This is a genomic window from Streptomyces sp. AgN23 (genome assembly GCF_001598115.1).
Classification (GTDB): Bacteria; Actinomycetota; Actinomycetes; order Streptomycetales; family Streptomycetaceae; genus Streptomyces; species Streptomyces antimycoticus.
In genome coordinates, this window is record NZ_CP007153.1 from 7,832,953 (window position 1) to 7,846,789 (window position 13,837).

Consider the following 13,837-nt stretch of genomic DNA (forward strand, 5'->3'; position numbering starts at 1 on the left):
GCGCCCGTCCCGGACCCGCCCTCCGCCCCGCCGCCGCCCCGGACGACTGTCACCGCCCCGGGAACCCCGCGCGGGTCATTGTCGTTGCTTCCCGATACCGTCTCGGTTAGCAGTGGACGTGCGGGGAGGCATGGTGGCGAACGGTCCGGAAGTGGTCACGTGCGGCGAGGCGATGCTCCTGCTGCTCGCCGAGCCCGGGGTTCCGCTGGACCGGGCCGTGCATTTCCGCCGGTCGGTGGCGGGGGCCGAGTCCAATGTGGCCGTGGGCCTCGCCCGGCTCGGTCACGGGGTGCGATGGCTCGGCCGGGTCGGCGCCGACCCCGCGGGGGAGGCGGTGCTGCGCGAGCTGCGCGCCGACTGTGTGGACGTCGCCCACGCGATCGTGGACGACCACGCCCCCACCGGGCTGCTGATGCGGGACAGCCATGCGCACCGCGCCATCGATGTGCAGTACTACCGCATGGGATCGGCCGCCTCCCGGCTGACGCCCGAGCAGATACGCCCCGAGGCACTCGACGGCACCCGGCTGCTGCATCTGTCCGGGATCACGCCGATGCTCTCGCCGACCGCGGCGGCCGCGAGCCGGCGCCTGGTGGAGCTGGCCCGTGCGGCCGGGGCCAAGGTCTCCTTCGATCCGAACGTACGGCACAAGCTGGGCGGCGCTGCGCAGTGGGCCCAGACGGCGGGCCCGTTGCTGCGCGAGGCCGACATCGTCCTCGCGGGCGAGGACGAGTTGGAGCTGCTGACGGCCCAACCCGCCGACGAGGCCGCGCGGGAGCTGCTGCGCGGTGCGGCCGACGAGGTCGTGATCAAGCGCGCCGACCACTCCTCGACCGTCCTCACCGCCGACGGCGGCTGGGGCCAGGCACCCCATGCGGTGCCGGTCGTCGACCCCATCGGGGCCGGTGACGGCTTCGCGGCCGGCTATCTGTCGGCCCGCCTGCGCGGGCTGCACGAGCACCAGGCACTCGCCGAGGCGGCATGTGTGGCCGCCCTCGTCGTCCAGGCCGCCACCGATACGGACGGGCTGCCCACCGCCGCCGCGCGGGACCGGGCGCTCGCCGAGTTCTCCAAGGGCGGGGACGCGGTGTACCGCTGAGCCGACCGGCCACATCCACGGCCCACCCGCAGCGCGCGGACAGCACGGACATCCGCGCACAAGACAATCGACGCAGACGACAGAGGCAGCACAGGCAGCGCGGACAGCGCCGGTCATACCGACAAGTTGACTATCGATCAAACAAGCGCATCACAGCACCGTATATCGTCCACCGCACACCGAAACCGCCGCATATCCCGGAGGCAATCCGGGGCGGCATCGCCAGCAGCACTTGGGAGAGGAAGGCGGCGACCGCCGTGTACCGCTGGGAGATCACCCGGGCCGCGCTCGCGCAGCGCGTTCTCGCCATCGTCCGTAGTGACAGCTACGACCACGCCCATGCCACGGCGGACAGCCTGCTCTCCGCCGGTATCACCAGCCTGGAGATCTCGCTGACCACGCCCTTCGCCCTGGAGGCGGTCACCACACTGATCCGGGAGGTCGGCGATGACGCGGTGATCGGCGCGGGCACGGTGCTCGACGCCGCCTCGGCCCGGATGGCGGTGGACGCGGGTGCCCGCTTCCTCGTCTCGCCGAGCCTGGACCCCGAGGTCATCCGCACCGGCCACCGCTACGGTCTGCCGGTCTTCCCCGGCGTGGCCACGCCCACCGAGGCGGTGCACGCGATGGAGCTGGGCGCGGACGCCCTGAAGCTCTTCCCCGCCTCCGCCTACGGGCCCCGCTGGGTCAGCGACGTACGGGCCGCGCTGCCGCAGGCCGCCGTGGTCCCCACCGGCGGGGTGACGCTGGCCGAGGCCCCGGACTGGATCGCGGCCGGGGCCGTCGCCTGCGGGATGGGCTCGGCGCTCTCCGAGGGCGACCGGGACACCGTGGGCAAGCGCGCCGCCGAGCTGCTGGCCCGCCTCGCGGATGTGGCACCACCGCTGGACTCGGCGCCCGAGCTGTACTGAGGGGGTGCGCGGGCGGTACGGACGGCGGGCCCCGGGCTGCACTGACGGCTGCGCGAAGGCCGTACGCCTGGCGGTGCGTGTGGGCCGTACGTCCGCGGATCCCAGCGGGCGGTCAACGACTTCCCGTGGGCCGGGAGTTCTGTCACTCTGAGCGCGCTGTGATCATGCGGCTCGATCCGGCCGCCCGCTCGCGCCCAGGAGGTGCCGTGAGACGTACCGTCACGCTGTCCGCCCTCGCCGCCGTGCTCGCCGCAACCGCCGCCGGTTCGGCGCTGGCCGTCGGCTCCACGTCCAAGCCCGAGTCGCCGCGGACGTCCGCCGCCGACCGCGCCCGGCCGCAGCGCGGCACCCTGCTCGACCGGGTGCCCGAGCGCGGGGTGCTGCGGGTGTGCACCACGGGCGACTACCGGCCTTTCAGCCATCGCGACCCCGAGTCCGGCGCCTACACCGGCATCGACATCAAGATGGCCGGGGACCTCGCCAAGAGCCTGGACGCCAAACCGGCGTTCGTGCCCACCACCTGGGCCAAGCTGGTGGACGACCTTGCCGCCGGACGTTGCGACGTGGGCATGGGCGGGGTGTCGGTGACCCTGGCCCGCGCCCGTAAGGCGTCCTTCAGCGAGCCGTATCTCACCGACGGCAAGACGCCGATCGTGCGCTGCGAGGACAAGGACAGGTACCGCACGCTGGAGGACATCGACCAACCGGGCGTGCGGGTGGTGGTCAACCCGGGTGGCACCAATGAGGAGTTCGCCCGGACCCATGTCAAACGGGCCACTCTCACCGTCCATCCGGACAACACCACGATCTTCGACGAGATCATCGCGGGCCGTGCCGATGTGATGATGACGGACGCCAGCGAGACCCGCTACCAGTCCGCGATCCACCCGGAGCTGTGCGCGGTCCACCCCGACGAGCCGTTCTCCTTCTCCGAGAAGGCGTACGCCCTGCCGCGCGGCGATGCGCAGTTCAAGGAGTACGTCGACCAGTGGGTCCATCTGGCCACGCACGACGGCACGTACAAGAAGTACGAGGATGAATGGATGAAGCGATGAAGCGATGAAGCGGTGAAGCGGTGAAGCGGTGAAGCGGTGAAGCGGTGAAGCGGTGAAGCGGTGAAGCGGTGAAGCGGTGAAGCGGTGAAGCGATGGAGCCGCGAGGGGCGGTTGGGGCGGTGACCCGGCGGCGGACGGACGGCGGCTGAAATCCTGGGCATCGCCGTAGGACTCTCGCGTCCGTCGCCCTCCCGCGGTGCCCGGAGCGGGAAGATGGCCCCATGAGTCCCGCCCAGCCCGTGCGCCGCCGCTCGGACGCCGTCGCCAACCGCGCCGCCCTCCTCGACGCGGCCGAGCGGGTCCTGCTCCGCGATGGACCCGCCGTACCGTTGGACGTGGTGGCGCGCGAGGCCGGGGTCGGCATCGCCACGCTGTACCGGAACTTCGCCGACCGCGACGAGTTGTACGCGGCCGTCGTCCACCGCGCCCACCAGCTCGTGGCCGACCTCGCCCAGGAGGCCGAGGCCAGCGCGGCGCCGCCGCTGGACGCGCTGGCCGGTTTCCTGGACCGGCTGCTCGCCGAACGCCGCCGTCTCGCCCTGCCGTTGCTCAGCGCCCCCGGCCCGCGTCCGTGGAACGGGGCCGACCCCCTCGGCCCGCATCCGCGAAACGGTGCCGGCCCCCTCGGCCCGCGGATCTCCCGGTCGCTGGCCGCGGTCCTGCAGCGGGGCATCGACGACGGCTCGATCCGCCCCGACGCCACCGCCGCCGACCTCGTCGTCACCGTGGCGACGCTCGCCCGTGCCCAACTCCCGTCCGACGCCTGGGACCGCGCCGCCCGCCGCATCGCCGCGCTCGTCCTGGACGGGCTGCGCGCCCGCTCCGACACCGCCCCGCTCCCCGCCGGGCTCACCGGTGCCGAACTGGACCGGGCCATGACCCACAGCGGGGGCGACAGGGCCGCCTACTAGCCTGTCGCCCGCAGCGGGATGCGCATTTGCGCGAATTCGGGCGCGGCCCTCGCGCGGGTGCTGCACGCTGACGGATGCCGGTTGTAATGCCCCGGGCCGGTGAACGTTTCCTCGCATCCGGAGAGACGATATGAGCAGCCCCCTCAGCCACCCCCTCGTGCGGACCTTTCTGGCCTCGGTCGAGCGGCGGACCGCGGCGCTTCCCGCCGCGTGGCGGGAGGAACTGCTCGAGGATCTGCGCGAGGAGATCGCGGCGGCGCTGGCGGACGACCGCACCGAGAATCCCGCCGCGGACGGCAGCGCGGCGATCAGCGAGGAGCGGGTACGGCGGGTGCTCGACTGGATCGGAACCCCGGAGGAGATCGCGGCGGACGCGCTGGCCGAGGAGTCCGGCAGTATTCCGCCCGAGCCGGAGAACCCCGGCGGCACCTGGCTGACGCTCGGCCTGGCCGTACTGCCGGTGCCGCTGTGCCTGATCCCGGGTGTGGGCATACCGCTGGGGCTGGTCGCCGCTTTCGGCGCGCTCGTCCGGCTGTGGCGGTCCGCGCCGTGGGTGCGGCGCGAGAAGCGGCAGGCCACGCTGTTCGTGCTGTCGCCCCTGGTGACGGTGCCGGTGCTGGCGGCCGCCCTCTCGCTGGCGTTCGACGGGATCAGCGCCCCCGCGTTCGTGGGCTCCCTCCTGATAGCGCTCGCCCTGCCGGTGGTCGGCGCCGTACGGCTGGCCCGGTCCGCCGCCCGGCTGCGCGAGCAGGCCCCGTAGGAGGCAGGACGGCCCCTCGGCGCGGCGCGCCGACTGACAGCGTTGTCGGCCCCGGCGGGTCGACTGTGCGGCGTTTGTCCGGACAATAGAACTTCACGACTTCCCGTCATGTGCTCATCCGGATACCCTCGCCCCGTGGCTATGGAGGAAGAAGACTCTTCGGGCGGGGCTGGGGCGCTCCAGCTCAGCGTCGATCGCAGCAGTCCGGTCCCGCTGTATTTCCAGCTGTCCCAGCAGCTCGAGGCGGCGATCGAGCAGGGGCGGCTGGCCCCCGGGAGCCTGCTGGGCAATGAGATCGAGCTGGCCGGGCGGCTCGGACTGTCCCGCCCCACCGTCCGGCAGGCCATTTCGTCCCTGGTCGACAAGGGGCTGCTGGTGCGCCGCCGGGGCGTGGGCACACAGGTGGTGCACAGCCAGGTCAAGCGCCCGCTGGAGCTGAGCAGCCTCTACGACGACCTGGAGGCGGCCGGTCAGCGCCCCGCCACCCAGGTGCTGCGGAACACGACCGAGCTCGCGACCGCCGAGGTCGCCGCCGCGCTCGGCATCTCCGAGGGCGCCGAGGTGGTGCTGATCGAGCGGCTGCGGCTGGCGCACGGCGAGCCCATGGCCCATCTGCGCAACCACCTCCCCGTGGGCCTGCTCGAGCTGGACAGCGCCGAGCTGGAGGACACCGGGCTCTACCGGCTGATGCGCGCGGCCGGGATCAGCCTGCACAGCGCCCGCCAGGCGGTCGGCGCCCGCGCGGCCACCGCCGAGGAGGGGGAGCGGCTGGGGGAGCCGGCGGGCGCGCCGCTGCTGACCATGGAGCGCACGACCTACGACGACACCGGCCGGGCCGTGGAGTTCGGTTCGCACACCTACCGGGCCTCGCGGTACGCCTTCGAATTCCAGCTCCTCGTACGCCCCTGAGCCCTTCGCTCCCGCCGTACCCGGCCGCCGTCGCCCCCGGCCGTACCCCGCCGCTGTCCTTGACGTGTCCCGCGTCCCCCGCTACAAGTCCTCCAGCCGGACGGGCACCGGGCCCGCCACGGGTTTCACCGTACGCGGCGCCGCCGAGCACCCCGCAGGCCCCGGCGAGGGCCGGTAACGGATACTTGGCGGCGGCCGGGCCGATCATGCGGTACCCGGCCGCGAAGGTGACAGCGGGACGAACACACAGTGAGAAGGGCGGGTCTTCGTGGCGAAGGTGCGGAGAGGGGCACGTGCGATGACCGCCGCCGTGCTGGCGGCGGTGCTGGGTACGGTGCTGGCGGGCTGCAGCAGTACGGGCGGCAAGCGTGCCGAGGAGCGGGCCGCGAGGGAGGCGGCCGCCGGGGGGCGGGCGGCGGTCAACACCCCGAAGTGGACCTTCGCCATGGTCACCCACTCCGGCGACGGCGACACCTTCTGGGACATCGTCCAGAGCGGTGCCAAGCAGGCCGCGGTCAAGGACAACATCCGGTTCCTCTACGCCCACAACGAGGAGGGCAAGGAGCAGTCCCAGCTCGTCCAGTCCTACATCGACCAGAAGGTCGACGGCCTGATCGTCACCCTCGCCAAGCCCGACGCCATGAAGGCAGTGGTGAAGAAGGCGCGGAAGGCCGGGATACCGGTGATCACCGTCAACTCGGGCTCCGAGGTGTCCAAGGCGTTCGGCGCGCTCACCCACGTCGGCCAGGACGAGACCATCGCGGGCGAGGCCGTCGGCGACGAGCTCAACAAGCGGGACCGCAAGAAGGCCCTGTGCGTACTCCACGAGCAGGGCAACGTCGGCCATGAGCAGCGCTGCGACGGCGCGGCCAAGACCTTCGACGGCAAGATGGAGAAGATCTACGTCGAGGGCACCAACATGCCCGATGTGCAGTCCTCGATCGAGGCCAAGTTGCAGTCGGACAAGGGCATCGACACCGTGCTCACCCTCGGCGCGCCGTTCGCGGACACCGCCGCCAAGGCCGCCGACCAGGCGGGCAGCAAGGCCGAGATCGACACCTTCGACCTCAACGCCAAGGTGGCCGCCTCGCTCCAGAGCGGCAAGCTGGGCTTCGCCGTGGACCAGCAGCCGTACCTCCAGGGCTATGAGGCCGTGGATCTGCTGTGGCTCAACCGCTACAACGCCGATGTGCTCGGCGGCGGCAAGCCGGTGCTGACCGGTCCGCAGATCATCACCAAGGACGACGCCGCCGAGCTGGCGTCGTACACGAAGCGGGGCACCCGATGAGCGCGGAGGCACCGCCCGTCGAGGAACTCGCGAGCCGGCAGCCGGTGCGCGGCTCGCTGCCGCGCCGGCTCGCGGGGCGGCCGGAGCTGGGCGCGGTCGTCGGCGCCGTCGCCGTCTTCGTCTTCTTCTCGATCGTCGCCGACGCCTTCCTCCAGTGGTCCAGCTTCAGCACCGTGCTGTACGCGTCCTCGACCATCGGGATCATGGCGGTGCCGGTCGCGCTGCTGATGATCGGCGGGGAGTTCGACCTGTCGACCGGGGTCCTGGTGACCAGCTCGGCGCTGATCTCGTCGATGTTCTCGTACCAGATGACGGCGAACGTATGGGTCGGCGCCGGGGTGTCCCTGCTGGCCACCCTCGCGATCGGCTTCTTCAACGGCTATCTGCTGGTGCGCACCAACCTGCCGAGCTTCATCATCACGCTCGGCACCTTCCTGATCCTCCAGGGCTGCAACCTCGGCTTCACCAAGCTGATCAGCGACACCGTCTCCACCAAGAGCATCGCCGACATGGAGGGCTTCCCCTCCGCCCACAAGGTCTTCGCCTCGCATCTGACCATCGGGGACGTCGAGGTGCAGATCACCGTCCTGTGGTGGTTCGCCCTGATCGCGCTCGCCACCTGGATCCTGCTGCGCACCCGCGCCGGGAACTGGATCTTCGCGGTGGGCGGCGCCAAGGAGGCGGCCCGCGCGGTGGGCGTACCGGTGGAGCGCACCAAGATCGGCCTCTATCTGGGCGTCGCGCTGGCCGCCTGGATCTCCGGCCAGCATCTGCTGTTCAACTACGACGTCGTCCAGTCCGGCGAGGGCGTGGGCAATGAGCTGCTCTACATCATCGCCGCCGTCATCGGCGGCTGTCTGCTGACCGGTGGCTACGGCTCGGCGGTCGGCGCGGCCGTCGGCGCGTTCATCTTCGGCATGACCAACAAGGGCATCGTCTACGCGCAGTGGGGCGCCGACTGGTTCAAGTTCTTCCTCGGGGCGATGCTGCTGCTCGCCACGCTGCTCAACTGGTGGGTTCGCAAGCGGGCGGAGGAGAGCAAATGAGTACGTCCCAGACATCTCGGGCATCCGGGACGCCTCTGGTCGCGCTCCGCGACATCAGCAAGTACTACGGCAACGTCCAGGCCCTGGAAGACGTCTCGCTGGAGGTGCACGCCGGGGAGATCACCTGCGTCCTCGGCGACAACGGCGCGGGCAAGTCCACCCTCATCAAGATCGTCGCGGGGCTGCACCAGCACGACGGCGGCAGCTTCGCCATCGAGGGGGAGGAGGCCCGGCTCGGCTCCCCGCGCGAGGCCCTGGACCGCGGGATCGCCACCGTCTACCAGGACCTCGCCGTGGTCCCGATGATGCCGGTGTGGCGGAACTTCTTCCTCGGCTCCGAGATCCACAAGGGCCGCGGGCCGCTCCGGCGCCTGGACGTGGAGGTGATGCGCGCCACGACCCACCGTGAACTGCTGCGCATGGGCATCGATCTGCGCGACGTCGACCAGCCCATCGGCACCCTCTCCGGCGGGCAGCGCCAGTGCGTCGCCATCGCCCGCGCCGTCCACTTCGGCGCGAAGGTGCTGATCCTGGACGAGCCGACGGCGGCGCTGGGCGTCAAGCAGTCCGGGGTCGTGCTCAAGTACGTCGCGGCTGCCCGGGACGCGGGCCTCGGCGTGGTCCTCATCACCCACAACCCGCACCACGCCTATCTCGTCGGCGACCGCTTCGTGCTGCTCAAGCGCGGCGCCATGGCGGGCAGCCACGCCAAGGACGAGATCGCGCTGGAGGAGCTCACCCGGCAGATGGCGGGCGGCAGCGAGCTGGAACAGCTCAGCCATGAACTGGCCCGCACCCCCGCCCCCGACCTCTCGGAAGGGGTCGCCAAGGGCTGAGCGGCCGGGCCGACGGCCGTGTTCCGGCCCCTTGGCGGGCCGCGCGCCGTAGGCTCGCCATGCGGCGTGAGGCGCGGGTGAGGCACAATCGCACGGCGGGCCCCACCCGCCACGACCGACGCACCCGAGGCCGCGCGGCCTCCCGATACCCCCGCAGGGACGACGAACTCTTGCGAGCACGTACCCGCAGCGACCGTACCCCCCACACCGGCGAGGGGGCCGGCCGATGAGCATCTACCGCGAACGAGTGCACCGGGGCTCGGCCCGGGCCACCGTGCTGCGGACCGTCGGCACCCGTGAGCGCCGCTCGCATCTCAGCGCGCCCCGGGTGCCCACGGTCGGCATCGACATCGGCGGCACCAAGGTGATGGCCGGAGTGGTCGACGCCGACGGCACCATCCTCGAGAAGCTGCGCACCGAGACCCCGGACAAGTCCAAGAGCCCCAAGGTCGTCGAGGACACCATCACCGAACTGGTGCTGGACCTCTCCGACCGGCACGATGTGCACGCCGTGGGCATCGGCGCCGCGGGCTGGGTGGACGCCGACCGCAACCGGGTGCTCTTCGCCCCGCATCTGTCCTGGCGCAACGAACCGCTGCGCGACCGGCTCGCGGAGCGGCTCGACGTCCCGGTCATGGTCGACAACGACGCCAACGCGGCCGCATGGGCGGAGTGGCGGTTCGGCGCCGGACGCGGCGAGGACCATCTCGTCATGATCACCCTCGGCACCGGGATCGGCGGCGCGATCCTGGAGGACGGCCAGGTCAAGCGCGGCAAGTACGGGGTCGCGGGGGAGTTCGGCCATATGCAGGTGGTCCCGGCCGGCCACCGCTGCCCCTGTGGCAACCGCGGCTGCTGGGAGCAGTACAGCTCCGGCAACGCCCTCGTCCGCGAGGCCCGCGAACTGGCCGCCGCCGAATCGCCGGTGGCGTACGGGATCACCGACCGGGTCGGCGGCAACATCCAGGAGATCACCGGGCCGCTGATCACCGAACTGGCCCGCCAGGGCGACGCCATGTGCGTCGAACTGCTCCAGGACATCGGCCAGTGGCTCGGTGTCGGCATCGCCAATCTCGCCGCCGCCCTCGACCCCTCCTGCTTCGTCATCGGCGGCGGCGTCAGCGCCGCCGACGATCTGCTGATCGGCCCCGCCCGGGACGCCTTCCGGCGCACCCTCACCGGCCGTGGGTACCGGCCGGAGGCCCGGATCGTCAAGGCGCAGCTGGGCCCCGAGGCCGGGATGGTCGGCGCCGCCGATCTCGCCCGGCTGGTGGCCCGCCGCTTCCGCCGCGCCAACCGCCGGCGCGTCGAGCGGTACGAGCGCGCCGGGTCCTCCTCCCCGCTGCGGCTGGCGCCGCGCGGTCAGGCAGGCCGCGAATGACCGCCGCCGAGCAGCGCCCCGGCGCCCCGATGCCCCCCGCCGCCGACGGCAGACACCCCGAGGGGTCCACGTCCGGCGGGTCCACGTCCGGCGGGTCCACGTCCGGTGGGCCCACGTCCGGTGGGTCCACGTCCGGTGGCGGCCGTCCGTCCCGCCGCTGGCTCAAGGCCGTGATCGTCTTCCTGCTGATCGTGATCCCGGCGGGCTATCTGGTGATCTCCGCCATCCAGAGCCGCAACGGCGGTCAGGAGAAGGCGGAGGCGGCGTCGGCCAAGGGCCTCAGCGCCGGCTATCCGACCCGGGTGCAGCGGCGTATATACGACGTGCCGGTGCCGCCCTACTCCAAGAAGGTCGCGTTCTACGAGACCAACTCCTGGAAGATCAGCTCGCTGTACGTGCAGTTCGTCACGGACCGCGACGGACTCGACTCCTTCCTGCACCGGATCGGCACCGGCCGCTCCGCCCTGGACAAGGGCAAGGTGACCATCACCGGCGACCAGGCGAAGAAGGTCGGCTGGCAGGTCGGGGAGGCTGGTCACGACTGGGCGGGAATGGAACTCAAGCAGAAGGATCCGCAACCCAAGTTGAGGATCACTGTCAAGTTCGACAACCCGGCGCATCCCAAGGTTTACGTGGTCTCCACGGTCACTCCGTAGCCAACGCATCGGGGTCGCCCACGAGGCGACCCGCTTGCTCCACGTCGCTACCTGTCTCGCGCGCACCGTCGCTCCACTGCGGGACGCCCCACGGCGGCCGGGGACGTCATGGTGGGAGCCTGCCCGATGGCGCCTGGGACCGCGGAGTACGGATGGGCTGGCCGCACGATCAGTTCCTGGTCTCAAACGCCGACGGGAACCGGTTCGGGGGCCGACGGGCGGAGGACCACGTCGACGCGCCGGCCGAGAGGCCACTGGTGAACGCGGACCTCATGGGCCAGGAACCCGACGATGGACAGCCCCCGGCCGTGCTCGCCCAGGTTGGTGCCCCGGGGACGGGGCGGCCTGGCCGTGGCGCCGGAGTCCGTCACGGAGATCCGCAGTACTCCGGGGTGCAGAGTCAGACGAACGGTCATCTCGCGGCGGCCGTGCTGAGCGGCGTTCGCGGCGAGTTCGGTGACGATGAGTTCCGCGGATTCCCGGTCGTCGGCGGGGAACCGCCACTGGGCCAGGACCGCCCGGACGCAGTGGCGCACCACCGGCACCCAAGATATCTCGGCGGGCAACGCCAGGACGGCCCGGCCACTGGAGGCGGCGCGCCGGGAGCCGCCGGGAACAGAGGGCGGCTGTGCCTGCTCACCGAGGTCGGCCGGCGGGGAAGCGGGTCGGCCTGCCGGGTGGGACGTGGCCGGGCGAGCCCCGGTGGACCAGTGCTTCTGTTCAGGGGGACCGGCGACGGTCACGGGAAGGATGGAAGTACTCATGATCGGTCCTGGTACAGGCTGGAAGCGAAGTCGTTTGTGCTCCTGATCGCTGCGGTACCCCTCACGCTATGCGGGTCGGCCGCGCTCCGTAGCTGGGCGTCGGGGCGCAGCGCCCCCTCCTTTCGGAGGGGGAGACCCTGGTGCCCAAGCACGGGCGCGGGGCCGGACACCAGGTGCCCGGCCCCGTGGTCTCCACCGCCTGTGCCGACGCGGTGGCCGTCGTGGTCCCCGTCACGTCACCCCGCCGGGTCACCCCGGCACGTCGTCCCGGCGGGGCGCCCCGCCGGGTCACCCCGCGATGTCCGCCCCGGTCGGCAGGGACGGCTCCGCGGAGACGCGTTCCCATTCCTCGTCGGTGAGGACCCGGGACCGGAGCAGGAAGCGCACGCCCTCGGGGGCTTCGAGGGAGAACCCGCTGCCCCGGCCGGGCACCACATCGACGGTGAGGTGGGTGTGCCGCCAGTAGGCGTACTGGTCGGCGCTCATCCAGAACGGTGTGTCCCCGGCGACCTCGCCCAGCAGGACGTCGGCGGCGCCGACCCGGAACTCGCCGCGTGGGTAGCACATGGGTGCGCTGCCGTCACAGCAGCCGCCGGACTGGTGGAACATCAAGGGGCCGTGACGTGACATCAGAAGCCGCAGCAGGTCCTGTGCGGCATCGGTCAGTTCGACTCGCGTCACCCGGGTGCCCATCAGAACAGGCCGAGCTTCCGCTCCGAGTAACTGACCAGGAGGTTCTTGGTCTGCTGGTAGTGGTCGAGCATCATCTTGTGGGTCTCGCGCCCGATACCGGAGCCCTTGTAGCCGCCGAAGGCCGCATGGGCCGGGTAGGCGTGGTAGCAGTTGGTCCACACGCGGCCGGCCTTGATCTCACGGCCGAGGCGGTAGGCGTGGTTGCCGTTGCGGGTCCAGACGCCGGCGCCGAGGCCGTAGAGCGTGTCGTTGGCGATCTTGACGGCCTCTTCGGGGGAGTCGAAGGTGGTGACCGAGACGACCGGGCCGAAGATCTCCTCCTGGAAGATCCGCATGTCGTTGGTGCCCTTGAAGACGGTCGGCTCGACGTAGAAGCCGCCTTCCATGCCGGGCACGCTGCGCGGCTTGCCGCCGGTGAGGAGTTCGGCCCCCTCCTTCTTGCCGATGTCGATGTAGGACAGGATCTTCTCGAACTGGTCATTGCTGGCCTGGGCGCCGATCATGGTTTCCGGATCGAGCGGGTTGCCGCCCTTGATGGCCTTGGTGCGCTCCAGCGCGCGGGACATGAACTCGTCGTAGATCGAGGAGGCGATCAGGGCGCGGGACGGGCATGTGCACACCTCGCCCTGGTTCACCGCGAACATCACGAAGCCCTCGACGGCCTTGTCCAGATAGGTGTCGTCGGCGGCCAGCACGTCGGGCAGGAAGATGTTCGGGCTCTTGCCGCCCAGCTCCAGGGTGACCGGGATGATGTTCTCGGACGCGTACTGCATGATCAGCCGGCCGGTGGTGGTCTCACCGGTGAAGGCGATCTTGGCGATGCGCGGGCTGGACGCGAGCGGCTTGCCGGCCTCGACGCCGAAGCCGTTGACCACGTTGACCACGCCCGGCGGAAGCAGGTCGGCGATCAGCTCGATGACCTTCAGCAGGCTGACCGGGGTCTGCTCGGCCGGCTTGATCACCACGCAGTTGCCGGCCGCGAGAGCGGGGGCGAGCTTCCACGCCGCCATCAGGATCGGGAAGTTCCACGGGATGATCTGGCCGACCACGCCGAGGGGCTCGTGAAAGTGGTAGGCGACGGTATCCTCGTCGATTTCGCCCACGGTGCCCTCCTGACCGCGCACCACGCCCGCGAAGTAGCGGAAATGGTCGACGGCGAGTGGGATGTCGACGTTCAGGGTCTCCCGGACGGGCTTGCCGTTCTCCCAGGTCTCGGCAACGGCGATCTTCTCCAGGTTCTCTTCGATCCGGTCCGCGATCCGGTTGAGGGCGCCCGCCCGCTCGGCGACGGAGGCACGGCCCCAGCGGTCGGCCGCGGCGTGGGCGGCGTCCAGCGCGAGCCCGACGTCGGCGGCCGAGGAACGGGCGACCTCGCAGAAGACCTTGCCGTCCACCGGCGAGGGATTGTCGAAGTAGCGGCCCTCCACGGGAGCGACCCAGTCCCCGCCGATGAAGTTGTCGTAGCGGCGGGCGAAGTCGACGATGCTGCCCGCTGTTCCTGGCTGCGCGTACACCATGGCGGCTCTCC

14 protein-coding genes are annotated in these 13,837 nt (G+C 71.3%); 11 read left to right on the top strand and 3 right to left on the bottom strand.

The window, feature by feature from the left end; all coding sequences use genetic code 11:
• The first annotated feature begins 130 nt into the window (after positions 1-130).
• The 11 genes from AS97_RS34035 (at position 131) to AS97_RS34085 (ending at position 10,852) form a co-directional block, all read left to right on the top strand.
• On the top strand, positions 131-1,099 hold the full coding sequence (locus AS97_RS34035) for a sugar kinase (protein ID WP_059141808.1): 969 nt from the start codon (positions 131-133) through the stop codon (positions 1,097-1,099).
• A gap of 257 nt (positions 1,100-1,356) precedes the next feature.
• Positions 1,357-2,010 carry a bifunctional 4-hydroxy-2-oxoglutarate aldolase/2-dehydro-3-deoxy-phosphogluconate aldolase gene (eda, locus tag AS97_RS34040; RefSeq protein WP_059141809.1) on the top strand — a complete coding sequence of 218 codons (654 nt, stop codon included), beginning with the start codon at positions 1,357-1,359 and terminating at the stop codon, positions 2,008-2,010.
• A gap of 206 nt (positions 2,011-2,216) precedes the next feature.
• Complete coding sequence (locus AS97_RS34045) at positions 2,217-3,065, top strand: transporter substrate-binding domain-containing protein (RefSeq protein WP_185930016.1); 849 nt, start codon at positions 2,217-2,219, stop codon at positions 3,063-3,065.
• A 221-nt stretch (positions 3,066-3,286) separates the two neighbouring features.
• On the top strand, positions 3,287-3,976 hold the full coding sequence (locus tag AS97_RS34050) for a TetR/AcrR family transcriptional regulator (RefSeq protein ID WP_210566196.1): 690 nt from the start codon (positions 3,287-3,289) through the stop codon (positions 3,974-3,976).
• A gap of 130 nt (positions 3,977-4,106) precedes the next feature.
• On the top strand, positions 4,107-4,736 hold the full coding sequence (locus AS97_RS34055; RefSeq protein WP_125759723.1) for a hypothetical protein: 630 nt from the start codon (positions 4,107-4,109) through the stop codon (positions 4,734-4,736).
• A 141-nt stretch (positions 4,737-4,877) separates the two neighbouring features.
• On the top strand, positions 4,878-5,645 hold the full coding sequence (locus AS97_RS34060) for a GntR family transcriptional regulator (protein ID WP_086709830.1): 768 nt from the start codon (positions 4,878-4,880) through the stop codon (positions 5,643-5,645).
• A 298-nt stretch (positions 5,646-5,943) separates the two neighbouring features.
• On the top strand, positions 5,944-6,933 hold the full coding sequence (locus AS97_RS34065; protein WP_197048967.1) for a sugar ABC transporter substrate-binding protein: 990 nt from the start codon (positions 5,944-5,946) through the stop codon (positions 6,931-6,933).
• Complete coding sequence (locus tag AS97_RS34070) at positions 6,930-7,979, top strand: ABC transporter permease (RefSeq protein ID WP_059141813.1); 1,050 nt, start codon at positions 6,930-6,932, stop codon at positions 7,977-7,979. Before AS97_RS34065 ends, AS97_RS34070 begins: the two co-directional genes overlap by 4 nt.
• Entirely contained in the window at positions 7,976-8,815 is an 840-nt protein-coding gene (locus AS97_RS34075) for an ATP-binding cassette domain-containing protein (RefSeq protein WP_086709829.1), read from the top strand. Before AS97_RS34070 ends, AS97_RS34075 begins: the two co-directional genes overlap by 4 nt.
• A gap of 226 nt (positions 8,816-9,041) precedes the next feature.
• Complete coding sequence (locus AS97_RS34080) at positions 9,042-10,196, top strand: ROK family glucokinase (protein WP_059141815.1); 1,155 nt, start codon at positions 9,042-9,044, stop codon at positions 10,194-10,196.
• The gene (locus tag AS97_RS34085) at positions 10,193-10,852 is read left to right on the top strand and encodes a hypothetical protein (protein ID WP_210566197.1); all 660 of its coding nucleotides are present in this window, start codon (positions 10,193-10,195) and stop codon (positions 10,850-10,852) included. The genes AS97_RS34080 and AS97_RS34085 overlap by 4 nt, the downstream gene beginning before the upstream one ends.
• 182 nt (positions 10,853-11,034) lie before the next feature.
• Here AS97_RS34085 and AS97_RS34090 read toward each other — a convergent pair whose 3' ends face one another.
• The 3 genes from AS97_RS34090 to AS97_RS34100 form a co-directional block, all read right to left on the bottom strand.
• Positions 11,035-11,616 carry an ATP-binding protein gene (locus AS97_RS34090; RefSeq protein WP_079059099.1) on the bottom strand — a complete coding sequence of 194 codons (582 nt, stop codon included), beginning with the start codon at positions 11,614-11,616 and terminating at the stop codon, positions 11,035-11,037.
• Between the two features lie 288 nt (positions 11,617-11,904).
• A complete protein-coding gene (locus AS97_RS34095; RefSeq protein ID WP_059141816.1) occupies positions 11,905-12,309 on the bottom strand; it encodes a DUF779 domain-containing protein in 405 nt (134 codons plus the stop codon).
• Positions 12,309-13,826, bottom strand: coding sequence for an aldehyde dehydrogenase family protein (locus AS97_RS34100; RefSeq protein WP_059141817.1), 1,518 nt, complete (start codon positions 13,824-13,826; stop codon positions 12,309-12,311). Before AS97_RS34100 ends, AS97_RS34095 begins: the two co-directional genes overlap by 1 nt.
• Positions 13,827-13,837: the final 11 nt, after the last annotated feature.

Coding starts and splice junctions, on each gene's coding strand:
- AS97_RS34075 (WP_086709829.1), top strand. CDS start 7,976: ATGAGTACGTCCCAGACATCTCGGGCATCCGGGACGCCTCTGGTCGCG.
- AS97_RS34065 (WP_197048967.1), top strand. CDS start 5,944: ATGACCGCCGCCGTGCTGGCGGCGGTGCTGGGTACGGTGCTGGCGGGC.
- AS97_RS34055 (WP_125759723.1), top strand. CDS start 4,107: ATGAGCAGCCCCCTCAGCCACCCCCTCGTGCGGACCTTTCTGGCCTCG.
- AS97_RS34090 (WP_079059099.1), bottom strand. CDS start 11,616: ATGAGTACTTCCATCCTTCCCGTGACCGTCGCCGGTCCCCCTGAACAG.
- AS97_RS34095 (WP_059141816.1), bottom strand. CDS start 12,309: ATGGGCACCCGGGTGACGCGAGTCGAACTGACCGATGCCGCACAGGAC.
- AS97_RS34100 (WP_059141817.1), bottom strand. CDS start 13,826: ATGGTGTACGCGCAGCCAGGAACAGCGGGCAGCATCGTCGACTTCGCC.
- AS97_RS34050 (WP_210566196.1), top strand. CDS start 3,287: ATGAGTCCCGCCCAGCCCGTGCGCCGCCGCTCGGACGCCGTCGCCAAC.
- AS97_RS34070 (WP_059141813.1), top strand. CDS start 6,930: ATGAGCGCGGAGGCACCGCCCGTCGAGGAACTCGCGAGCCGGCAGCCG.
- AS97_RS34080 (WP_059141815.1), top strand. CDS start 9,042: ATGAGCATCTACCGCGAACGAGTGCACCGGGGCTCGGCCCGGGCCACC.
- AS97_RS34060 (WP_086709830.1), top strand. CDS start 4,878: ATGGAGGAAGAAGACTCTTCGGGCGGGGCTGGGGCGCTCCAGCTCAGC.
- AS97_RS34085 (WP_210566197.1), top strand. CDS start 10,193: ATGACCGCCGCCGAGCAGCGCCCCGGCGCCCCGATGCCCCCCGCCGCC.
- AS97_RS34035 (WP_059141808.1), top strand. CDS start 131: ATGGTGGCGAACGGTCCGGAAGTGGTCACGTGCGGCGAGGCGATGCTC.